11 protein-coding genes are annotated in these 16,809 nt (G+C 36.0%); 5 read left to right on the plus strand and 6 right to left on the minus strand.

Features of this window, described 5'->3' with window-relative positions; translation table 11 throughout:
* Window positions 1-17: 17 nt before the first annotated feature.
* The 3 genes from ABXQ82_RS09360 to ABXQ82_RS09370 all read left to right on the plus strand — a co-directional run bounded on the left by ABXQ82_RS09360 (window position 18) and on the right by ABXQ82_RS09370 (window position 6,778).
* Window positions 18-2,696 carry a glycoside hydrolase family 2 TIM barrel-domain containing protein gene (locus ABXQ82_RS09360; protein ID WP_367058259.1) on the plus strand — a complete coding sequence of 893 codons (2,679 nt, stop codon included), beginning with the start codon at window positions 18-20 and terminating at the stop codon, window positions 2,694-2,696.
* A gap of 291 nt (window positions 2,697-2,987) precedes the next feature.
* On the plus strand, window positions 2,988-5,606 hold the full coding sequence (locus tag ABXQ82_RS09365; RefSeq protein WP_367058262.1) for a DNRLRE domain-containing protein: 2,619 nt from the start codon (window positions 2,988-2,990) through the stop codon (window positions 5,604-5,606).
* Window positions 5,607-5,704: 98 nt separating this feature from the next.
* Complete coding sequence (locus ABXQ82_RS09370) at window positions 5,705-6,778, plus strand: hypothetical protein (protein ID WP_367058265.1); 1,074 nt, start codon at window positions 5,705-5,707, stop codon at window positions 6,776-6,778.
* A gap of 85 nt (window positions 6,779-6,863) precedes the next feature.
* Here ABXQ82_RS09370 and ABXQ82_RS09375 read toward each other — a convergent pair whose 3' ends face one another.
* Together ABXQ82_RS09375 and ABXQ82_RS09380 are read right to left on the minus strand one after the other, a co-directional pair.
* Window positions 6,864-7,208, minus strand: coding sequence for a hypothetical protein (locus tag ABXQ82_RS09375; protein ID WP_367058268.1), 345 nt, complete (start codon window positions 7,206-7,208; stop codon window positions 6,864-6,866).
* A 93-nt stretch (window positions 7,209-7,301) separates the two neighbouring features.
* Window positions 7,302-8,546: a glycosyltransferase N-terminal domain-containing protein gene (locus ABXQ82_RS09380; RefSeq protein ID WP_367058271.1), complete on the minus strand. Its 1,245-nt coding sequence runs from the start codon at window positions 8,544-8,546 to the stop codon at window positions 7,302-7,304.
* A gap of 145 nt (window positions 8,547-8,691) precedes the next feature.
* Here ABXQ82_RS09380 and ABXQ82_RS09385 point away from each other — a divergent pair, with 145 nt between their 5' ends.
* Complete coding sequence (locus tag ABXQ82_RS09385; RefSeq protein ID WP_367058274.1) at window positions 8,692-9,846, plus strand: DegT/DnrJ/EryC1/StrS family aminotransferase; 1,155 nt, start codon at window positions 8,692-8,694, stop codon at window positions 9,844-9,846.
* The gene (galE, locus tag ABXQ82_RS09390) at window positions 9,839-10,858 is read left to right on the plus strand and encodes a UDP-glucose 4-epimerase GalE (protein WP_367058277.1); all 1,020 of its coding nucleotides are present in this window, start codon (window positions 9,839-9,841) and stop codon (window positions 10,856-10,858) included. Before ABXQ82_RS09385 ends, galE begins: the two co-directional genes overlap by 8 nt.
* Window positions 10,859-10,996: 138 nt before the next feature.
* Here the strand turns inward: galE and lspA are convergent, their stop codons facing one another.
* The 4 genes from lspA to ABXQ82_RS09410 form a co-directional block, all read right to left on the minus strand.
* Window positions 10,997-11,488 (minus strand): signal peptidase II, encoded by a 492-nt coding sequence (lspA, locus tag ABXQ82_RS09395; RefSeq protein WP_367058280.1) that lies wholly within the window; start codon window positions 11,486-11,488, stop codon window positions 10,997-10,999.
* Window positions 11,488-12,381, minus strand: coding sequence for an ACP S-malonyltransferase (gene fabD / locus ABXQ82_RS09400; RefSeq protein ID WP_367058283.1), 894 nt, complete (start codon window positions 12,379-12,381; stop codon window positions 11,488-11,490). Before fabD ends, lspA begins: the two co-directional genes overlap by 1 nt.
* A 546-nt stretch (window positions 12,382-12,927) precedes the next feature.
* Entirely contained in the window at window positions 12,928-14,484 is a 1,557-nt protein-coding gene (locus ABXQ82_RS09405) for an FAD-dependent protein (protein WP_367058286.1), read from the minus strand.
* A 351-nt stretch (window positions 14,485-14,835) separates the two neighbouring features.
* Complete coding sequence (locus tag ABXQ82_RS09410; protein ID WP_367058289.1) at window positions 14,836-16,653, minus strand: long-chain-acyl-CoA synthetase; 1,818 nt, start codon at window positions 16,651-16,653, stop codon at window positions 14,836-14,838.
* Window positions 16,654-16,809 lie beyond the last annotated feature (156 nt).

A 16,809-nucleotide genomic window follows, 5' to 3' on the forward strand; every position in this document is an offset into this window, starting at 1 on the left:
TAATCTGATTATTTAATATGAAGAAACAAATAGTTATAGTACTAGTTGCATTTGTAACGACCATGACACTTTGGTCGCAATCAAAACAGATAAGCACGATTAATAACAATTGGAAGTTCCACAATGGCGATTTTGAAGTTGAAAAAAGTGATGCTACTTGGGAAAACATAAACTTACCACACACTTGGAATAATATAGATGCTACTGATGATACACCAGGATATTACAGAGGTATTGGGTGGTATAAAAAAGCACTTCAAATAGATGCTAAAAAAGAAGAAGATAATTCTCGAACCCTAATTTATTTTGAGGGCGCAAACCAAGTAGCCGATGTATATGTAAATGGAAAATGGGTAGGCAACCACAAAGGCGGATATACCAGATTTCATTTTGATATTACCAAATTTTTAAATTATGGCGAAAAGAATATTTTAGCCGTAAAGGTGGATAATAGCCATAATGAAAATATTCCGCCATTGTCCGCAGATTTCACGTTTTTTGGAGGTATTTATCGGGATGTATTTCTTGTTCAGCTTAATAGCGTTCATTTTTCTAGGGATGATTATGGCTCGTCGGGAGTGTATGTTACCACACCAGAAGTTTCAAAAGAAAAAGCAAAAGTTCAAATTAATTCTTTGTTGAATAATAAGGCGAATCAAAATAGAACGGTTCAGCTTTTAAATCGAATTATAGATGAAGAAGGACAAATAGTTTCAGAAAAGACACAGAAAGTAAATATTAAAAAAGATAAAAATAACGTATCGGTAAAAGAAATTTTTTCCATAGAAAATCCAAAGTTATGGTCTCCCGACAATCCCTATTTATACCAAGTCATAACCCAAATAAAAGATGCTAAAACAGATGAGGTTTTAGATGAATCAATTCAACCTTTAGGATGCCGATGGTTTAAATTTGATGCTGAAAAAGGCTTCTTCTTAAATGGCGAATACCTCAAATTAATTGGCACGAATAGACATCAGGATTATTTAAAAAAAGGAAATGCTTTAACAGACGAAATGCATGTTCGAGACGTTCGCTTGCTAAAAGAAATGGGCGGTAATTTTTTAAGAATAGCCCATTACCCACAAGACCCAACAGTACTCGAAATGTGCGATAGATTGGGGATTTTAGCTTCGGTGGAAATTCCTATCGTGAATGCCATTACGGAATCTGAAGCGTTTACAGAAAACAGTCTGTTGATGGCAGAAGAAATGGTCAAACAAAATTTTAACCATCCGTCTTTAATCATTTGGGCTTATATGAATGAGGTGCTTCTACGATTGCCTTTTAGCCAAAAAACCGAAAAAGAAAGGTATGAGGTCTATGCAAAAAATGTCACAAAATTAGCTTCAAAAATTGAACATCATATAAGGGCATTAGACCCAGATAGATCTACCATGATTCCGAATCACGGCGCAATAGAACGATACAAAGATGCTGGATTAACAGCTGTTCCCATGGTTTTAGGATGGAATTTATACCAAGGTTGGTATGGTGGTAAATTTGAAGATTTTGATAAAACGCTAGAAAACCTTCATGAGCTTTTCCCAAATCAAGCGCTAATCATTACTGAATATGGCGCTGATGTGCATCCGCGATTGCACTCCTTTGAACCGGAACGATTTGATTATACGGTTGAATATGGCAATGCCTACCACGAACACTATTTAAAAGCTATTATGGAACGCCCATTTATTGTTGGTGCTAACATCTGGAATTTAAACGATTTTTATTCAGAATCAAGAGGTTATGCAAAACCGCGCACCAATTTAAAAGGCATCACAACGTTGGATAGAGAAAAAAAAGATACATGGTGGTTGTATAAAACAATGCTTTCTGAGGAACCAATTGTAAAATTTGGTCAGAATAAATGGAATATTAGGGGCGGTGTCGCCGAAGCAGGAACAAACCATTGTACGCAACCCGTTACTGTATATAGCAATGGAACATCGGTGGAAGTTAAACATAATAACAAGGTGTATAATGCCGAGGTTATTGCTAATATCGCGCGTTTTTCAATTCCATTTTTAAATGGCATAAACAGACTTGAAGCCAAAAGCAACATCAATTCAAAAGTATGTGCAGATATTTTGGATGTTGATTTTAGGTTGGCACCTCATCAGTTTTCAAACTTAAAAGATGATTTTTATAATCTAAATGTGCTTCTCGGGTCTAAACGCTTTTATGAAGATAAAATTAAAAGTCACATATGGATTCCCGAACAAGAATATTCAGAAGGAAGTTGGGGCTATATTGGGGGCGAACCTTATAGACCGAAAACAAAATATGGCAGTTTGCCAAGTTCGGAATTGGATATCATAGATTCAGAAGATGATCCTATTTATCAAACCCAGCGTGTAGGTATCCAAAAATTTAAAGCGGATGTTCCGAACGGGAAATACGTCATTTCTTTACATTGGGCAGAATTGGAATCGGACATTCAGCATGAAAAGTTAATTTATAATTTAGGAGACGATAAAGTGTCCGAAAGTGTTTCAGACCGTGTTTTTAATGTGCTCATTAATGGTAATTATATAGAAAAAAACTTAAACCTTACGGAACAGTTTGGAGCAGAAAAGGCCATTTCAAAAAAATATGAAATCGGGATTTCAAACGGCAAAGGAATTACCATAGATTTTGAAACGGTTAAAGGAAACCCTGTTTTGAATGCCATTCAAATCAGAAAAGTATTATAATTGAAAAGCAGTTGTTTTAAACGATGCATCTCTTGGGCAAAGTCAGTAAACACAATGTTTCTCCGATGATTGCCCAAAAATGGAACATAAGTGCTAGCAATTAGGACATAAGTTTAAATAAAAGCAAAAAACATCGGTTAACTTTGTTTGTGCTGTTTTAGTTCTGAACAGATTTGGGCTATTGTTCAAATAAAAAAAGACATTCGGGTTTAGATGAAATTTTTGTGCTGTATGGTGAAAAAAAATAAATTTTAAAAGACTTCTTGCTATAAACATTAAACCAAAAAAATTATGAAGAAAAAAAATTACTTATTATTATTCTGCCTTACGCTTCTAATTTCAGGAACATCATGGGCAACAGATTATTATGTGGATGCTACTTCGGGTAACGATGCCAATTCTGGAACAGACGCCGCAAATGCGTGGCAAACGCTAAGCAAAGTAAGTGCGTTTACCTTTTCCCCGGGCGATAAATTGTATTTTAAGGCAGGCGAAATTTGGAACGGACAAGTGGCTTTAAGCGGTTCGGGAACGGCGGGCAACCCCATTGTACTGGATATGTATGGAGCGGGAAATAAACCCATTTTAAACGGCGGAGGCTTGTTGACCAACACAGCCGCTACGGTATTATTGCATAATGTGGAGTACTGGGAAGTCAATAACTTGGAAATTACCAATACCAACGGCACAACTGGTTATCAAGGCGATTTGTGGGGCATCTTGGGCGTATTGGATTTAGCTGGTGGCATGGAAGCCAATCATATTTATATTCGAGATTGCTACATCCATGATGTAAATGGCGATGTGGCAACAAAAGACACAGGTGGTATTTATATGACGGCATTTGGGACTGACCAAACCCGATACAACGATTTAAAAATTGAGGATAACGTTATTGAAAACGTTGGCGGACTGGGTATTGCGAACCAATCGACACACGCTTCTATTTCCTCGGGAACAAGATATCCTTCGCTAAACATCGTCATTAGAGGCAACAGAATAAACAATACCGGCAGAAATAATATGATTATTAGAGCGAGTGATGATGCTATTGTAGAGCATAATACTTTGGCGAATTCCAGTAGATATGATACGGGACATAGCGTGTTTTGTTTTAATACCGACGGTGTAAAAATCCAGTATAACGAAGCCTATGGCAATAAAGGTACTGGCGATAAGGACCGAGGTGGCTATGATGCCGATTATAATTGCAAGAACACAAAAATTCAATACAACTATAGCCATGACAATTATTGGGGGTTTGCCATTATGAAAAAAGGCGTGAATGAAAACGTGGTAATTCGCTATAACATTTCAGAAAACGATGAAAAGGCTATTTATTTTTATGGTTTTAATTGGTTAGAGGAAATGACCAGAGCTTCCGTTTACAACAATACGCACTATGTGAAGTCTGGAATTCAACTAGCGGTTTTCGGTTCTGGGGCTATTGGGCGTACCGCTTTCAACACCGATTTTTACAATAATATTTTCTATTTTGAAGATGCAGGATCCACTTGGGGAAGCAGTAACAACGTTAATTTCGAGAACAATTGTTTTTATAATATTGCACCTCTAGGGACAGATTATATCACTTCAAACCCGTTACTTGTCAATCCGGGCACGGGTGGTCAGGATATAGATTGGGCCAATTATCCCAATGTGTTAACGGGCTATAAATTGCAACCTACTTCGCCATGTGTGGATGCCGGTAAGATTATAAATGACAATGGCGGACAGGATTTTTGGGGCGAAACTTTGTATTACGGGCTTCCCGATATAGGCGCGGGAGAGCACCCATATACGGTTGTGAATAATGACCCTACCGATATTCAATTGTCTAATAACTCTTTACAAGAAAACAATACAACACCCACTTTAATAGGCGATTTTAGTACTACGGATGCAGACGCTACAGATACCCATACCTATGAGTTTACCAGCGGAAATGGCGATGTGGACAATTCCAGCTTTAGCATTACCGGCAACCAGCTTTTTGCGACCCAGGTTTTTGATTATGAATTGCAGAATAGTTTTAGCATAAGAGTGAGAACTCTTGATAATAATGGTGGCATTTTCGATAAGATATTCATTATTAATGTAACCGATGAAGTTAACGAGTCTGGGAGTGCTATAAAAATACCCGTTCTGGCCGATGCTTTGGTAAGGGATGGGAGCCATGATGATAATAATTACGGTACGGAAGACGAATTACAGGTAAAAGTAGCTAGTAGTGGCTTTACACGAGAAGCCTATCTTAAATTTGATGTGTCCTCTTTGGTAACAGCAGGCAATATTACAGATGCCAAATTGGTTTTAGAACCTAGCGGAGGGGGAACGGCCGCTTCGGCAACACAATTCCAGGCAAAAATAGTAGCAGATGATAGCTGGACAGAAACCGGCATTACCTGGAACAACAAACCAGCCCAAGGAAGTGTGATGGATACACAAACGGGTAGCACTTCTGCTACGATGGAATGGGATGTGAAAACCCAAGTGATTTCAGAAGTTTCCGGCGATGGTATAATCTCTATTGCATTGACGTCAACACCTTCCGGAAGTCAAAATTTTGTGAAGTACCACAGTAAAGAGCAATCAAATTTTGAATTACGACCCGTATTGGTCGTTACAGCCGATGGCAATCTTAGTGTTGATGATGTAAATAAAAAAAAACCTGATGTGATTGTGTATCCAAACCCCGTAACCAATAGGGTATATTTTCAAAATATATCAGAAGTAGAACGTATTGAAATTATGGATATCAGCGGAAAACAAATCCAAAGTGCTACTTCAAATATGCAAACGATTAAAAATTCGGGACTAGATATAAAACGATTAACGAGCGGTTTTTACTTCTTTAAATTTATCGATCAATCTGGAAATTCCGTCTCTAAAAAAGTAATTGTGGAATAATTGCTAAACCAAACGAATTTGATATTCAATTCCTCTGTTTTTATAAAATAGGGGAATTTATTATTTATAGCCTATTTTTAACCAGAATAGAAATCATCGTGAAAAAAAAGAACAAGTACATTTTTTTAGTATTGATAATCATAGCAGGCATGATAGTGTTTGCTGTTTTTCAAAATGAAAAAAGAATTGATAACACTACCTTTTTGTTCAAGCCCCAAGACTCTGCCGTCATTGCCATAAATGGAATGAAAGTCCACAAACAAGAGTATCTCTTGCATTTAAAAAAGGAAATCGCCATGACTTACAATCATTTTTATTTGAAACATGGCATTAATAACCATCCAGAATTTTGGACAACAATTTATGGAAATACAACGCCTATTGATTACTTAAAAAACCGCACCGATAATAAAGTAACAGATTCCAAAAGAATACATGCTTTAGCGGTTGAAAACCATATCATTTCTAATTTCGATTTTAAAGAATTTACACAACAATGGAAGGCCTATAATGAAGAAAGACAGAAGAAAAAAGCGTCTGGACAGACCGTTTACGGTCAAGTTTATACAACCATGTCCGACTATTATTTTTATCTGTTGAGCAATCTGGAAATCAGGGTTTCAGAAAAAATCAAAAAGGCGAAATTTTCAGCAAACATTGGGACTTTAAAAAATTATTACGAAACCATAAAACAGGATAAATTCAGTCATGTAAAAAAGGCTGAAATAGAGCAATTTGGGTTTCCATATCAAACGATGCCTTATAAGGAAGCGAAACTTGAAATAGAAGCACTTAACGAGAAAGTTTTAAATACATATTCTTTAAAAAGTTTAAAAAAAGAATACCCAAAATCTATCTATAAAAACCTTGTTTTTTATGACTCTGTCCCAATTCATGGCGAAGACAATCCAGACCAAATACTTAAAGAAACTGCCTTAGAATTGGAATTTGGAAACACAAAAACGGTAAGAACCCAAGAAGGTGTTTACATCATAAAATTGACACAGCCTTTGGAAAAGGAATACTATCCCTATGAAAAAGTAAAGGATTTAGTTTTTGAGTATTATCAGGAAGAAAAGTATAAAGAGTATCTATCTCAATTAAAGCAAGACGCAGTTGTTAGCAAGAACGATAAAATTTACAACCAACTTTCAAGTGTGGATTTCAAGTAGTATTGATTCTTATGGATGGAATAACAAACCACAAAAAAACCACCTGAAAATCAGGTGGTTCAAATCTTTAAGTACTCAAATAAAATTAGTGAGCAGCTTTTTTAAGTTTGTCAGCTTCATTTTTAACCGCATTTGCAGCATCATCAGCAGCTTTTTCAGTAGCATTAACTGCTTTATCTACAGTTTCGCCAGCTTTGTCAGCAGCATTGTCAATAGCTTCGCCAGCTTTGTCAGCAGCGTTTTCAACAGCATCTCCAGTTGCCTCAACAGCATCTTCTACTGCATCTCCAGCAGATTTAGCCGCGTCTTCAGTTGCTTCGATAGCGTTATCCAAAACGTCTCCAGCAGATTCTGCTTTTTTGTCTTTACAAGATGTAAATGATAAACCTAATGCTAATAATAAAGCTGATCCTAAAATTAATTTTTTCATTTTTGTTGTTTTAGTGTTAATTATTTAGTGGCGCAAAAGTAATATGTTAAATTTTAATTGCGCCATACTTTTTTGTTTTTTATTCAAAACACTCTATATACGTAAATAGTCAAGTATTTGGATTACGGCACCGCTATTTTTGTTTATAAACTCTTTATTTTGAGACCCGTAATCCTTACAAAGGTCACTATGCTCAATTAATTGATAAAGGACAGCATTAAATTGATTAAAGTTTTTTACAGAGAACATACCGCCGTTATCAATAAGAGCTTGTGCTTCGGGGAATTTTTCGTGGTTCTTGCCAATAATTATAGGCACTCCAAAAACAGCAGGCTCAAGCGTGTTGTGTAGGCCAGTTGTACCCATAGCACCGCCAACATAAGCGATATCTGCATAACTATAAATTTTTGAAAGCAGTCCGATGGTGTCAATAACTAAAACATTATAATCTTCTAATTTCTTCCCTTCTTTTTCAGAATATAACATAGTTTTGGTATTTAGTTTAGAGGTTAAGTTTTTAATTTGGGTAGATTTTATATTGTGAGGTGCAATAATAAATTTTACATCAGTAGGTTGATGGGTGTTGATGAATTCAATAAATAAAGCGTCGTCTTCTGGCCATGAGCTACCTACTACTACGCATAAATTATCGTCTTTAAAAGTTTCAACGAAATCTAAAGTGTTATCAATTTTTAACTGATTAGTAACCCGGTCAAATCTAGTATCCCCAGAAACAGTTGTGTTGTGGTAGTTTATTGAAGCTAAAAGATGTTTGGACGCTTCATTCTGGGTAAAAATATGTTCAAAAGAAAATAAGGCTGTTTTAAATAATTGTCCGTAAGGTTTAAAATAAATTTGATTTTTCCTGAATGCAGCAGAAATCAAAATAGCTCTTAAACGGCGCTTTTTAATTTCATTTAAAAAATGAGGCCAAATATCATACTTCACAAAAATCGTAAGTTCTGGATGCACTAAATCTAAAAATTTCCGGGCATTTTTTTTAGTGTCTAACGGAAGATAAACAACAACATCAGCAATAGGCGCATTTTTTCGAATCTCATAACCCGAAGGCGAAAAAAAACTTAAAACAATTTTATGGTTTTTATAATGTGCTCTCAGTTTTTCAAAAACAGGTAAGCCTTGTTCATATTCACCTAATGAAGCACAATGAAACCAAAGTATAGCATCGGTTTCTTTTAGTTCACTTTCTAAAATTTGAAATGTTTTCGAGCGTCCAGCAACACCGCGTTTTATTTTTTCATTAAATGGCGCCATGCATTTTAAAACAAAACCAGTAAATTGAATCCCAATATTATAAATAAAGCCCAAGGTTGTCATGTTTCGCGCTAAAATACATTTCTTTACAGGAATTTTATGGATTGCTTGTATGATTTTTGTAATTTTATAGCTTGGGAACTCCTTGGGAGTACAAACTAAAATAAGTTCTAACGGTTTACAATAAACCGACCTTCAAATTTTAAAAATGGAGAAAATTCAAATGGTTGACCTCAAAGGTCAGTATAACGACATAAAAAATGTTGTTAACACTTCTATTCAAAACGTCATTGAAAATACTGCTTTTATAAATGGACCAAAGGTTCATGAATTTCAGAAAAACCTAGAGTATTATTTGGGTGTAAAGCATGTTATTCCTTGTGCAAATGGTACAGATGCGTTGCAAATAGCAATGATGGGACTGGGTTTAAAACCCGGTGACGAAGTAATTACAGCAGATTTTACATTTGCAGCAACGGTTGAAGTGATTGCGCTTTTAAATTTAACGCCAGTTTTGGTGGATGTTAATGAAGATGATTTCAATATTAATATAGAAGCTGTTAAAAAAGCGATTACTCCAAAAACAAAAGCGATTGTACCAGTTCATTTATTTGGACAATGTGCCAATATGGAAGCGATACTGGAAATTGCGAAAGAGCATAACCTGTACGTCATTGAAGATAATGCACAAGCTATTGGCGCAAATTACACCTATAAAGATGGTTCTAAAGCAAAAGCAGGAACTATCGGGGATGTTGGTGCTACATCCTTTTTTCCATCAAAAAATTTAGGAGGTTATGGAGACGGAGGTGCCATTTTCACAAATGATGATGATCTAGCGCATACCTTAAGAGGTATCGTAAACCACGGTATGTACGAGCGATATCACCATGATGTGGTTGGCGTAAATTCTAGATTAGATACAATTCAAGCTGCGGTTTTGGATGCTAAGTTACCAAAGTTGAATAGTTATAATAAGGCAAGACAAAACGCTGCAAAAAAGTATAATGAGGCGTTTGCAAATATGAAGCATGTCATCACGCCAAAGGTTTCCAATGGATGTGAAAAAATTTGTGATACTTGCGATTGTCATGTATTCCATCAATATACCTTAAGGTTGAAAGGCGTTGATAGAGATGCGTTGGTAAAGCATTTAAGTGAAAAGAATATTCCTTGTGGCGTGTATTACCCAATTCCGCTGCACAGCCAAAAAGCATATGCAGACGAACGCTATAATGAAGCAGATTTTCCAGTAACCAATCAATTGGTGAAAGATGTGATTTCATTACCAATGCACACAGAATTGGACGACGAACAAATAGAATTTATTACAACAACAATTATAAAATTTATAAATGGATAAAATATTAGTTACAGGAGGATTAGGCTTTATTGGGTCTCACACGGTAGTAGAATTGCAGAACGAAGGCTACGAGGTAGTTATTATTGATGATTTATCAAATTCATCTGAAAAAGTACTTGATGGAATTACTGCAATAACAGGTAAAACACCAATTTTTGAAAAATTGGATTTAAAAAATAAAGCAGGTGTTGAAGCTTTTTTCGCGAAGCATAACGATGTAAAAGGCGTGATTCATTTTGCAGCGAGTAAAGCCGTTGGAGAAAGTGTGAAAGAACCATTGTTGTATTATGAAAACAATATTGCAACACTTGTATATATTCTGAAGGAATTAAAAAAATTACCATCAGCAGCATTTATATTTAGTTCATCTTGTACGGTTTACGGGCAAGCGGATGAATTACCAATTACCGAAAACGCTCCTGTAAAACAGGCAGAATCTCCTTACGGAAACACAAAACAAATTGGTGAGGAAATAATTCAAGATACTTGTAAAGTAACACCAACTTTAAAAGCCATTGCGTTACGTTATTTTAATCCTATTGGTGCACATGAGTCTGTTGAAATTGGTGAATTGCCAATTGGAGTGCCTCAAAACTTAGTGCCATTTATTACACAAACAGCCATTGGTTTAAGAGAGCAGTTATCAGTATTTGGAGATGATTACCCAACACCGGATGGGACATGTATTAGAGATTATATTCATGTAGTAGATTTAGCAAAAGCACATGTGATTGCATTAGGGCGTTTGTTAAAAGGAAAAAATAAAGAAAACTATGAAACATTCAACTTAGGAACAGGAAAAGGCAGTACGGTATTGGAAGTGGTTAAATCTTTTGAAAAAGTTTCTGGTAAAAAATTAAACTACAAAATTGTGGGACGAAGAGAGGGTGATATTATTTCGGCATATGCCGATACAAATAAAGCTAATAATGAATTAGGCTGGAAAACACAATTAACACTTGATGATGCAATGCGTTCTGCATGGAAATGGGAACAGAAGGTTAGAGGTTAAACTTGGGGTTTAGATATTATTAAAAAAAAGGGTGCTGAAATTTTCAGCGCCCTTTTTTAGTATCTTGTTTTTGGAATTTTGTTTTTGTCTTTTTTGGAATTTTAATAACTCGTGGGCTTGCCCAAAGAGGTATTAATGCTATTCTTTTTTCTTATTCTTAAGCATCATAACCACCAAAATTATCATTCCTGTAGTTACTGATAAATCGGCTAGGTTAAAAATACCAGTTCTTAAGGTATCTGTTAGTCTTATGTATAAAAAATCAGTAACACTACCATAAGCAAAACGATCATAAACATTAGCTATGCCTCCGCCAATAATACTTGCAAATGCAAATAAAGACCATCTGTCTAAACTCTTATCTTGTAAAACATGCCTTAAGACAAATGCTAAAACAACAACTGGTAAAATCAGTAACAATATAAGTTTTAGCGTGTCATTTAAATCGCTTCCCATACCTAAAAAAGCACCTTCGTTCTCCACATTAAGCAATCTAAAATAATCGCCTATAATTGGTGATGAAGAACCAGCTTCAACGTAGGTTCTAACCAAAACTTTCGAAATTTGATCTACAGCAACCGTAACAATAATGGTTGCAAAAATAAATAAAGTTCTACGAGTTAATTTCATTAAGTATGAGCTTCAAAAGTGGCAGATTCGGTTTGTGCTTCTCTATCTATTTTCTTTACCAAACCTTGTAACACTTTCCCTGGGCCCACTTCAGTAAATAATGTAGCGCCATCTGCAATCATTTGTTGCACAGATTGTGTCCATCTTACAGGAGCTGTTAATTGAGATATTAGATTTGCTTTAATGGCAGATTCGTCGGTTACAGCACTTGCCGTTACGTTCTGATAAATAGCACAATTAGGTTTGGAAAAGGTGGTGTTTTCTATAGCAGCAGCCAATTCTTCGCGAGCAGGTTCCATTAAAGGCGAATGAAATGCACCTCCAACAGGTAATACTAAAGCTCTACGAGCACCTTCTGCCAATAAAGCTTCACAAGCCTTGTTAATGGCTTCAACTTCTCCAGAAATAACCAATTGTCCGGGGCAGTTGTAATTGGCAGCAACCACAACACCTTCTGTAGTGGCACATATTTTTTCAACAATATCGTCATCCAATCCTAAAACAGCAGCCATGGTGCTTGGTTGTAGTTCGCAAGCTTTTTGCATAGCCAAAGCACGTTGAGATACCAATTTTAGACCATCTTCAAAATTCAATGCGCCGTTTGCAACCAATGCTGAAAATTCTCCAAGGGAGTGTCCTGCCACCATATCTGGTTTAAAACTATCACCTATAGATTTTGCTAAAATAACAGAGTGCAAAAAAATGGCAGGTTGGGTAACTTTTGTTTCTTTTAAATCTTCCGCAGAACCTTCAAACATAATGTCGGTTATATTAAAACCGAGAATGTCGTTTGCTTGTTCAAATAAGTTTTGCGCCAATGGAGCGTTCTCATAAAGGTCTAAACCCATTCCAGAAAATTGTGCACCTTGACCAGGAAATATATATGCTTTCATAATTTGTTGGTTTTTTAGTGTGGCAAAAATAGGAATTTTATAAGACTTTTTGCATAAGATGAAGTGCTCTGTTAATCTCAGCGAAATAATTGTTACACAGAGTTGCACAGAGCATCACGGAGTTGCACAGAGAAATCTTGATTGATTTTTAAATTGAGTGATAAAATGAAACAGTTTAAGTTAACAATAAGTCACGTAATTCTTTGCGCCTCCGCGCCTTTGCGAGAATATTTTTTCTCTCTGCGAGTCTATGTGAAAACCTCAGCGTATCTCTGCGTAATAACTATCACACAGAGTCGCACGGAGCATCTCAGAGTTGCACAGAGAAATCTTGATTAAAAATTAAAATTTAGATTTTGAATAATATAGAAAATAGGGTTAGCTCAAATTCTTCTGTGAAATATTTTCAAATTGAGTATTAAAATGAAACAGCCTCGGTTAACAACAATTCACATCACTCTTTGCGCCTTCGCGCCTTTGCGAGAACATTATTTTTTTATCTCTGTGAGTCTTAGCGAAAAACTCAGTGTGTCTCTGTGTAACAACCTATAACCCAACAATAGCCGCCTCAGCACAACGTTCCCCATCCATAGCAGCCGAAACAATACCTCCTGCATATCCACCACCTTCGCCACAAGGGAATAAACCTTCAATTTCTGGATGTTCAAGGTTCTCTTTTCTGGGAATATTTACAGGCGATGAGGTTCTAGACTCTACACCAACAATATTCGCTTCTTCAGTATAATAGCCTTTCATTTTTTGTCCGAAGGCTTCAAAACCTTTTCTTAAACGACCTCCAATAAGTTTAGGTAAAAGCGAATGTAAGGGCGATGATTTTAATCCTGGTTGGTAGGAGGTAGCATTTAAAGTATCAGACCATCTGCCTTCCACAAAGTCGGTCAATCGTTGCGCAGGCGCGGTCTGACTGCGTCCACCAGCCGTAAATGCCAATTTTTCTAAATTCTTTTGATATTCCAAACCTTTTAAAACTCCAAACTGTTCGAATTTGTGAAGGTCTTTTTCTGCATTAATTTCGACTACAATACCAGAATTAGCATATAAATTATTCCGTTTTGAAGGTGACATACCATTAACCACCACTTCCCCATTTGCAGTAGCGGCAGGCACAATAAAGCCACCGGGGCACATGCAAAAAGAATAGACACCACGCTCGTTAACTTGTTGTACCACGCTGTAAGAAGCAGCAGGCAATAATGGATGACGTTCGCCGCTACAATGATATTGGATTGAATCAATGATATGTTGCGGATGCTCCACGCGAACACCCATAGCAAACGATTTTGCTTTAAGCGCAATCTTCTTTTTATGCAATAAATAAAATATATCTCTTGCGGAATGGCCTGTTGCCAAAATAACGCGATTTGCTTCTAGTACTTCGCCGTTTTGTAATTGAATGGCTTTTATTTTATTGTTTTTGATCACAAAATCGGTAACACGGGTTTTAAAATGAATGTCGCCACCATATTTTAAAATGGTTTCCCTGATATTCTGAACCACTTTTGGAAGTTTATTGGTGCCAATATGCGGATGCGCATCTACTAGAATTTGATCGGTTGCCCCATGAAATACGAGGTTTTCAAAAATCCGACGAACATCGCCACGTTTTAAACTTCGGGTGTAAAGTTTGCCATCGCTATAGGTACCTGCACCACCTTCGCCAAAACAATAATTAGAATCCTCATTTACAAAATGGTCTTGATTGATGGCTTTTAAATCTCTCCGGCGGTCTTTTACATTTTTACCACGTTCTAAAACAATGGGTTTAAAACCGAGTTCTATACAACGTAAAGCGGCATACATACCAGCGGGACCAAAACCAATAATATGAATGGGTTTTGCTTTTGAAACATCTTTATAATCAAATACATATTCAGATTTTTTGGGTAAAGCTTCTCGAATATATACTGCAACTTTATAATTGAAAATTATTTTTGGTTTTCTAGCATCAATAGATTTCCGGAGTACTTTTACGCCCTTAATATCTTCTTTGTCAATATCTAATTTAATTGCAGATTTTAAAACTAGAATATTGCTGATTTCTTCTTCCTTAAGTGTAATACGAAGTTGTATTTCTTTTACCATGTGGCGAAATTAATGAAAATTGTGGTAGTTTGTAGGGAGGTTTTAGGTAGTTCGTTTAACGTGTCTTTATTATGATTAGTTCCGCGGTTAAGTACAAAAGTTAGCAAATAAAGGCTGAATAGAAAAGTCCACGCGGGCTTTCGTAAGTAAGCTAGAGCCTATTAATTAATTTATACGCAAGTTGTTATTGTTCTAATTTTGTGAACATGTCAATATTTAATTCGATATAATCGGCTACTTTCTTAAATAGTTTTTTCCTAAATTCTGTATTATTTTAGGCTTCCCCAAAAACGACTCCAATAATTCCAACTATTATAATTCCTAATATTAATTTCACACGTAATTTTTCATCTAGAATATATAAGTTCCTTTGTTAATTTCACCTAGAAGTTTTTTATCCATTTGGACGTAAAAATTGTTTTTTGGCAGCATTACATATATTTGGTCATCACAATTGAAGCCTTCTTTTTTTAATTCGAACTTTTTTATTTTGTGGGTATGTGTAAAATCAATGTTATCCTTTAACCTTATAAAAATGGGGATTGCATATTTGGGGAGTTCTTTATATAAATGTTCTGCAACGGCATCTATATCAAAATGCGCTTCGGGATGCCTAACTATGGTGACCATACCCGCTCTTCCGTCATTATTAGGGATTTGCACGCCATAAGCAGCGCAGATTTCAACACATTTTAGATGGTCCACAACACCTTCAACTTCGGCGGTTGCCACATTTTCTCCTTTCCATCTAAAGGTATCGCCAATCCTATCGATAAACCTTGCATGTCTAAAGCCAATATCCTGTAACAGATCACCACTATTGAACCAACTGTCTCCAGATTTAAATACATTTCGAAGTATTTTATCCTCGTTTTTTTTAGCATTTACATAGCCATCAAATACAGATTTGTCACTTATTTCAGAAATTAATAAACCGGTCTCCCCTTTGCCCACAGGAATTAGGAAACCATTGGAATCTTTAACCGGCGCGTCGTTTTCCACATCATATTTTACAATCTTAAAATTTTGGGGAGACCATCCTATGGTACAATCAAAATTAAAGGTATTTGTAAATCCAACATTTCCATCGGCAGCACCATAAAATTCAAAAATATTTTTGATGTTAAAGCGCTCTTTAAATTCATGCCAGATATCTGGTCTTAATCCATTGCCCATTATTTTTTTAATCCTATGGTTTTTGTCTAAGCGTGAATCTGGGGCATTCAATAAATAACGACATAATTCCCCAATATAAATGAATGCCGAAACCTGATACTTTTTAACATCTTCCCAGAAATGGCTAACGGAAAATTTTCTTCTCATCACCATGGTGCAAGGTGCTGCAAGTGCTGTTGGCCAACCAACAATTAGTGCGTTTGTATGGTAGAAAGGAAGCGGGACATACATCACATCCTTGACATTAAGATTCATATTCACCTTGCCGAACCAGTAATAAGTCGCTAACCATTTTCTGTGGGTTTGTCGCGATGCTTTGGGCAAACCTGTTGTTCCTGAAGTAAAAACGTAGGCATACGTTTGATTGGCTTTTATTTGTTGGGTTTCAATCGGGTTTTCTGTAGTTATGTTTTCTAGTTCTTTTTTTAGAGCGGAATAGTGCTTTGGGCAATCAATTATTTGTTGGTCACTAATCCAGTAGTACTTATGTTTTGTAGCATCAGAAAGCGAATTTTTAACCTCTTCAAAAACAGGAAACAATTCCTCGCCTATAAAAAAGTACGGGGATTTGGCAAGTTCCATGGAATGGATTAAGACCTTTCCTTTCTGGTTAGGATTGATCAACGAAATGATAGCACCTATTTTTGCACAGGCAGAAATTAAAAACAAAAGTTCCGGTCTGTTTTCTAAAAAGGCGATGACCGTTTCGCCATTTTTAACGCCTTCTCGAAGTAGATAATTAGCATACGTATTAACGATGCGATTAAATGCATCATAGGTGTAGCTTTCATCTTGATATTTTAGGGCAACAATGCTTCCGTGCTGGCGGGCATTCTGCTCTATAATCTTTCCAATGGATTGGTAATTATCTGGTGCAATAGCTTTAGCCAACTTGATATACTTTAAAATCCTTGGAAACTGAGGTAGAAGCTTCAGCACTTTTCCAGCGAAATTAGCTAGATTCAAATTGTTATGTTGAAGGCTATCTGACATTTGTTTTGGTCTTTGATTGTAATGAAACGAATGTCAACAATTTTTCTTATAAAGCCAAGTTTTTAACCTAATGAAAAAAAATATTCTGTTCTCATAACATGGTTTTGTATTATAGACGCTATCAATTCAACTTAACTGTTGATGTTTTTTTTGTCC

This window comes from Algibacter sp. 2305UL17-15 (genome assembly GCF_040720935.1).
GTDB lineage: Bacteria > Bacteroidota > Bacteroidia > Flavobacteriales > Flavobacteriaceae > Jejuia.

What these genes read in the sequence shown, in the direction of transcription:
- ABXQ82_RS09360 (WP_367058259.1), top strand. Translation starts at nt 18, where the DNA reads ATGAAGAAACAAATAGTTATAGTACTAGTTGCATTTGTAACGACCATG.
- ABXQ82_RS09365 (WP_367058262.1), top strand. Translation starts at nt 2,988, where the DNA reads ATGAAGAAAAAAAATTACTTATTATTATTCTGCCTTACGCTTCTAATT.
- ABXQ82_RS09375 (WP_367058268.1), bottom strand. Translation starts at nt 7,208, where the DNA reads ATGAAAAAATTAATTTTAGGATCAGCTTTATTATTAGCATTAGGTTTA.
- ABXQ82_RS09380 (WP_367058271.1), bottom strand. Translation starts at nt 8,546, where the DNA reads ATGACAACCTTGGGCTTTATTTATAATATTGGGATTCAATTTACTGGT.
- ABXQ82_RS09385 (WP_367058274.1), top strand. Translation starts at nt 8,692, where the DNA reads ATGGAGAAAATTCAAATGGTTGACCTCAAAGGTCAGTATAACGACATA.
- galE (WP_367058277.1), top strand. Translation starts at nt 9,839, where the DNA reads ATGGATAAAATATTAGTTACAGGAGGATTAGGCTTTATTGGGTCTCAC.
- lspA (WP_367058280.1), bottom strand. Translation starts at nt 11,488, where the DNA reads ATGAAATTAACTCGTAGAACTTTATTTATTTTTGCAACCATTATTGTT.
- fabD (WP_367058283.1), bottom strand. Translation starts at nt 12,381, where the DNA reads ATGAAAGCATATATATTTCCTGGTCAAGGTGCACAATTTTCTGGAATG.
- ABXQ82_RS09405 (WP_367058286.1), bottom strand. Translation starts at nt 14,484, where the DNA reads ATGGTAAAAGAAATACAACTTCGTATTACACTTAAGGAAGAAGAAATC.
- ABXQ82_RS09410 (WP_367058289.1), bottom strand. Translation starts at nt 16,653, where the DNA reads ATGTCAGATAGCCTTCAACATAACAATTTGAATCTAGCTAATTTCGCT.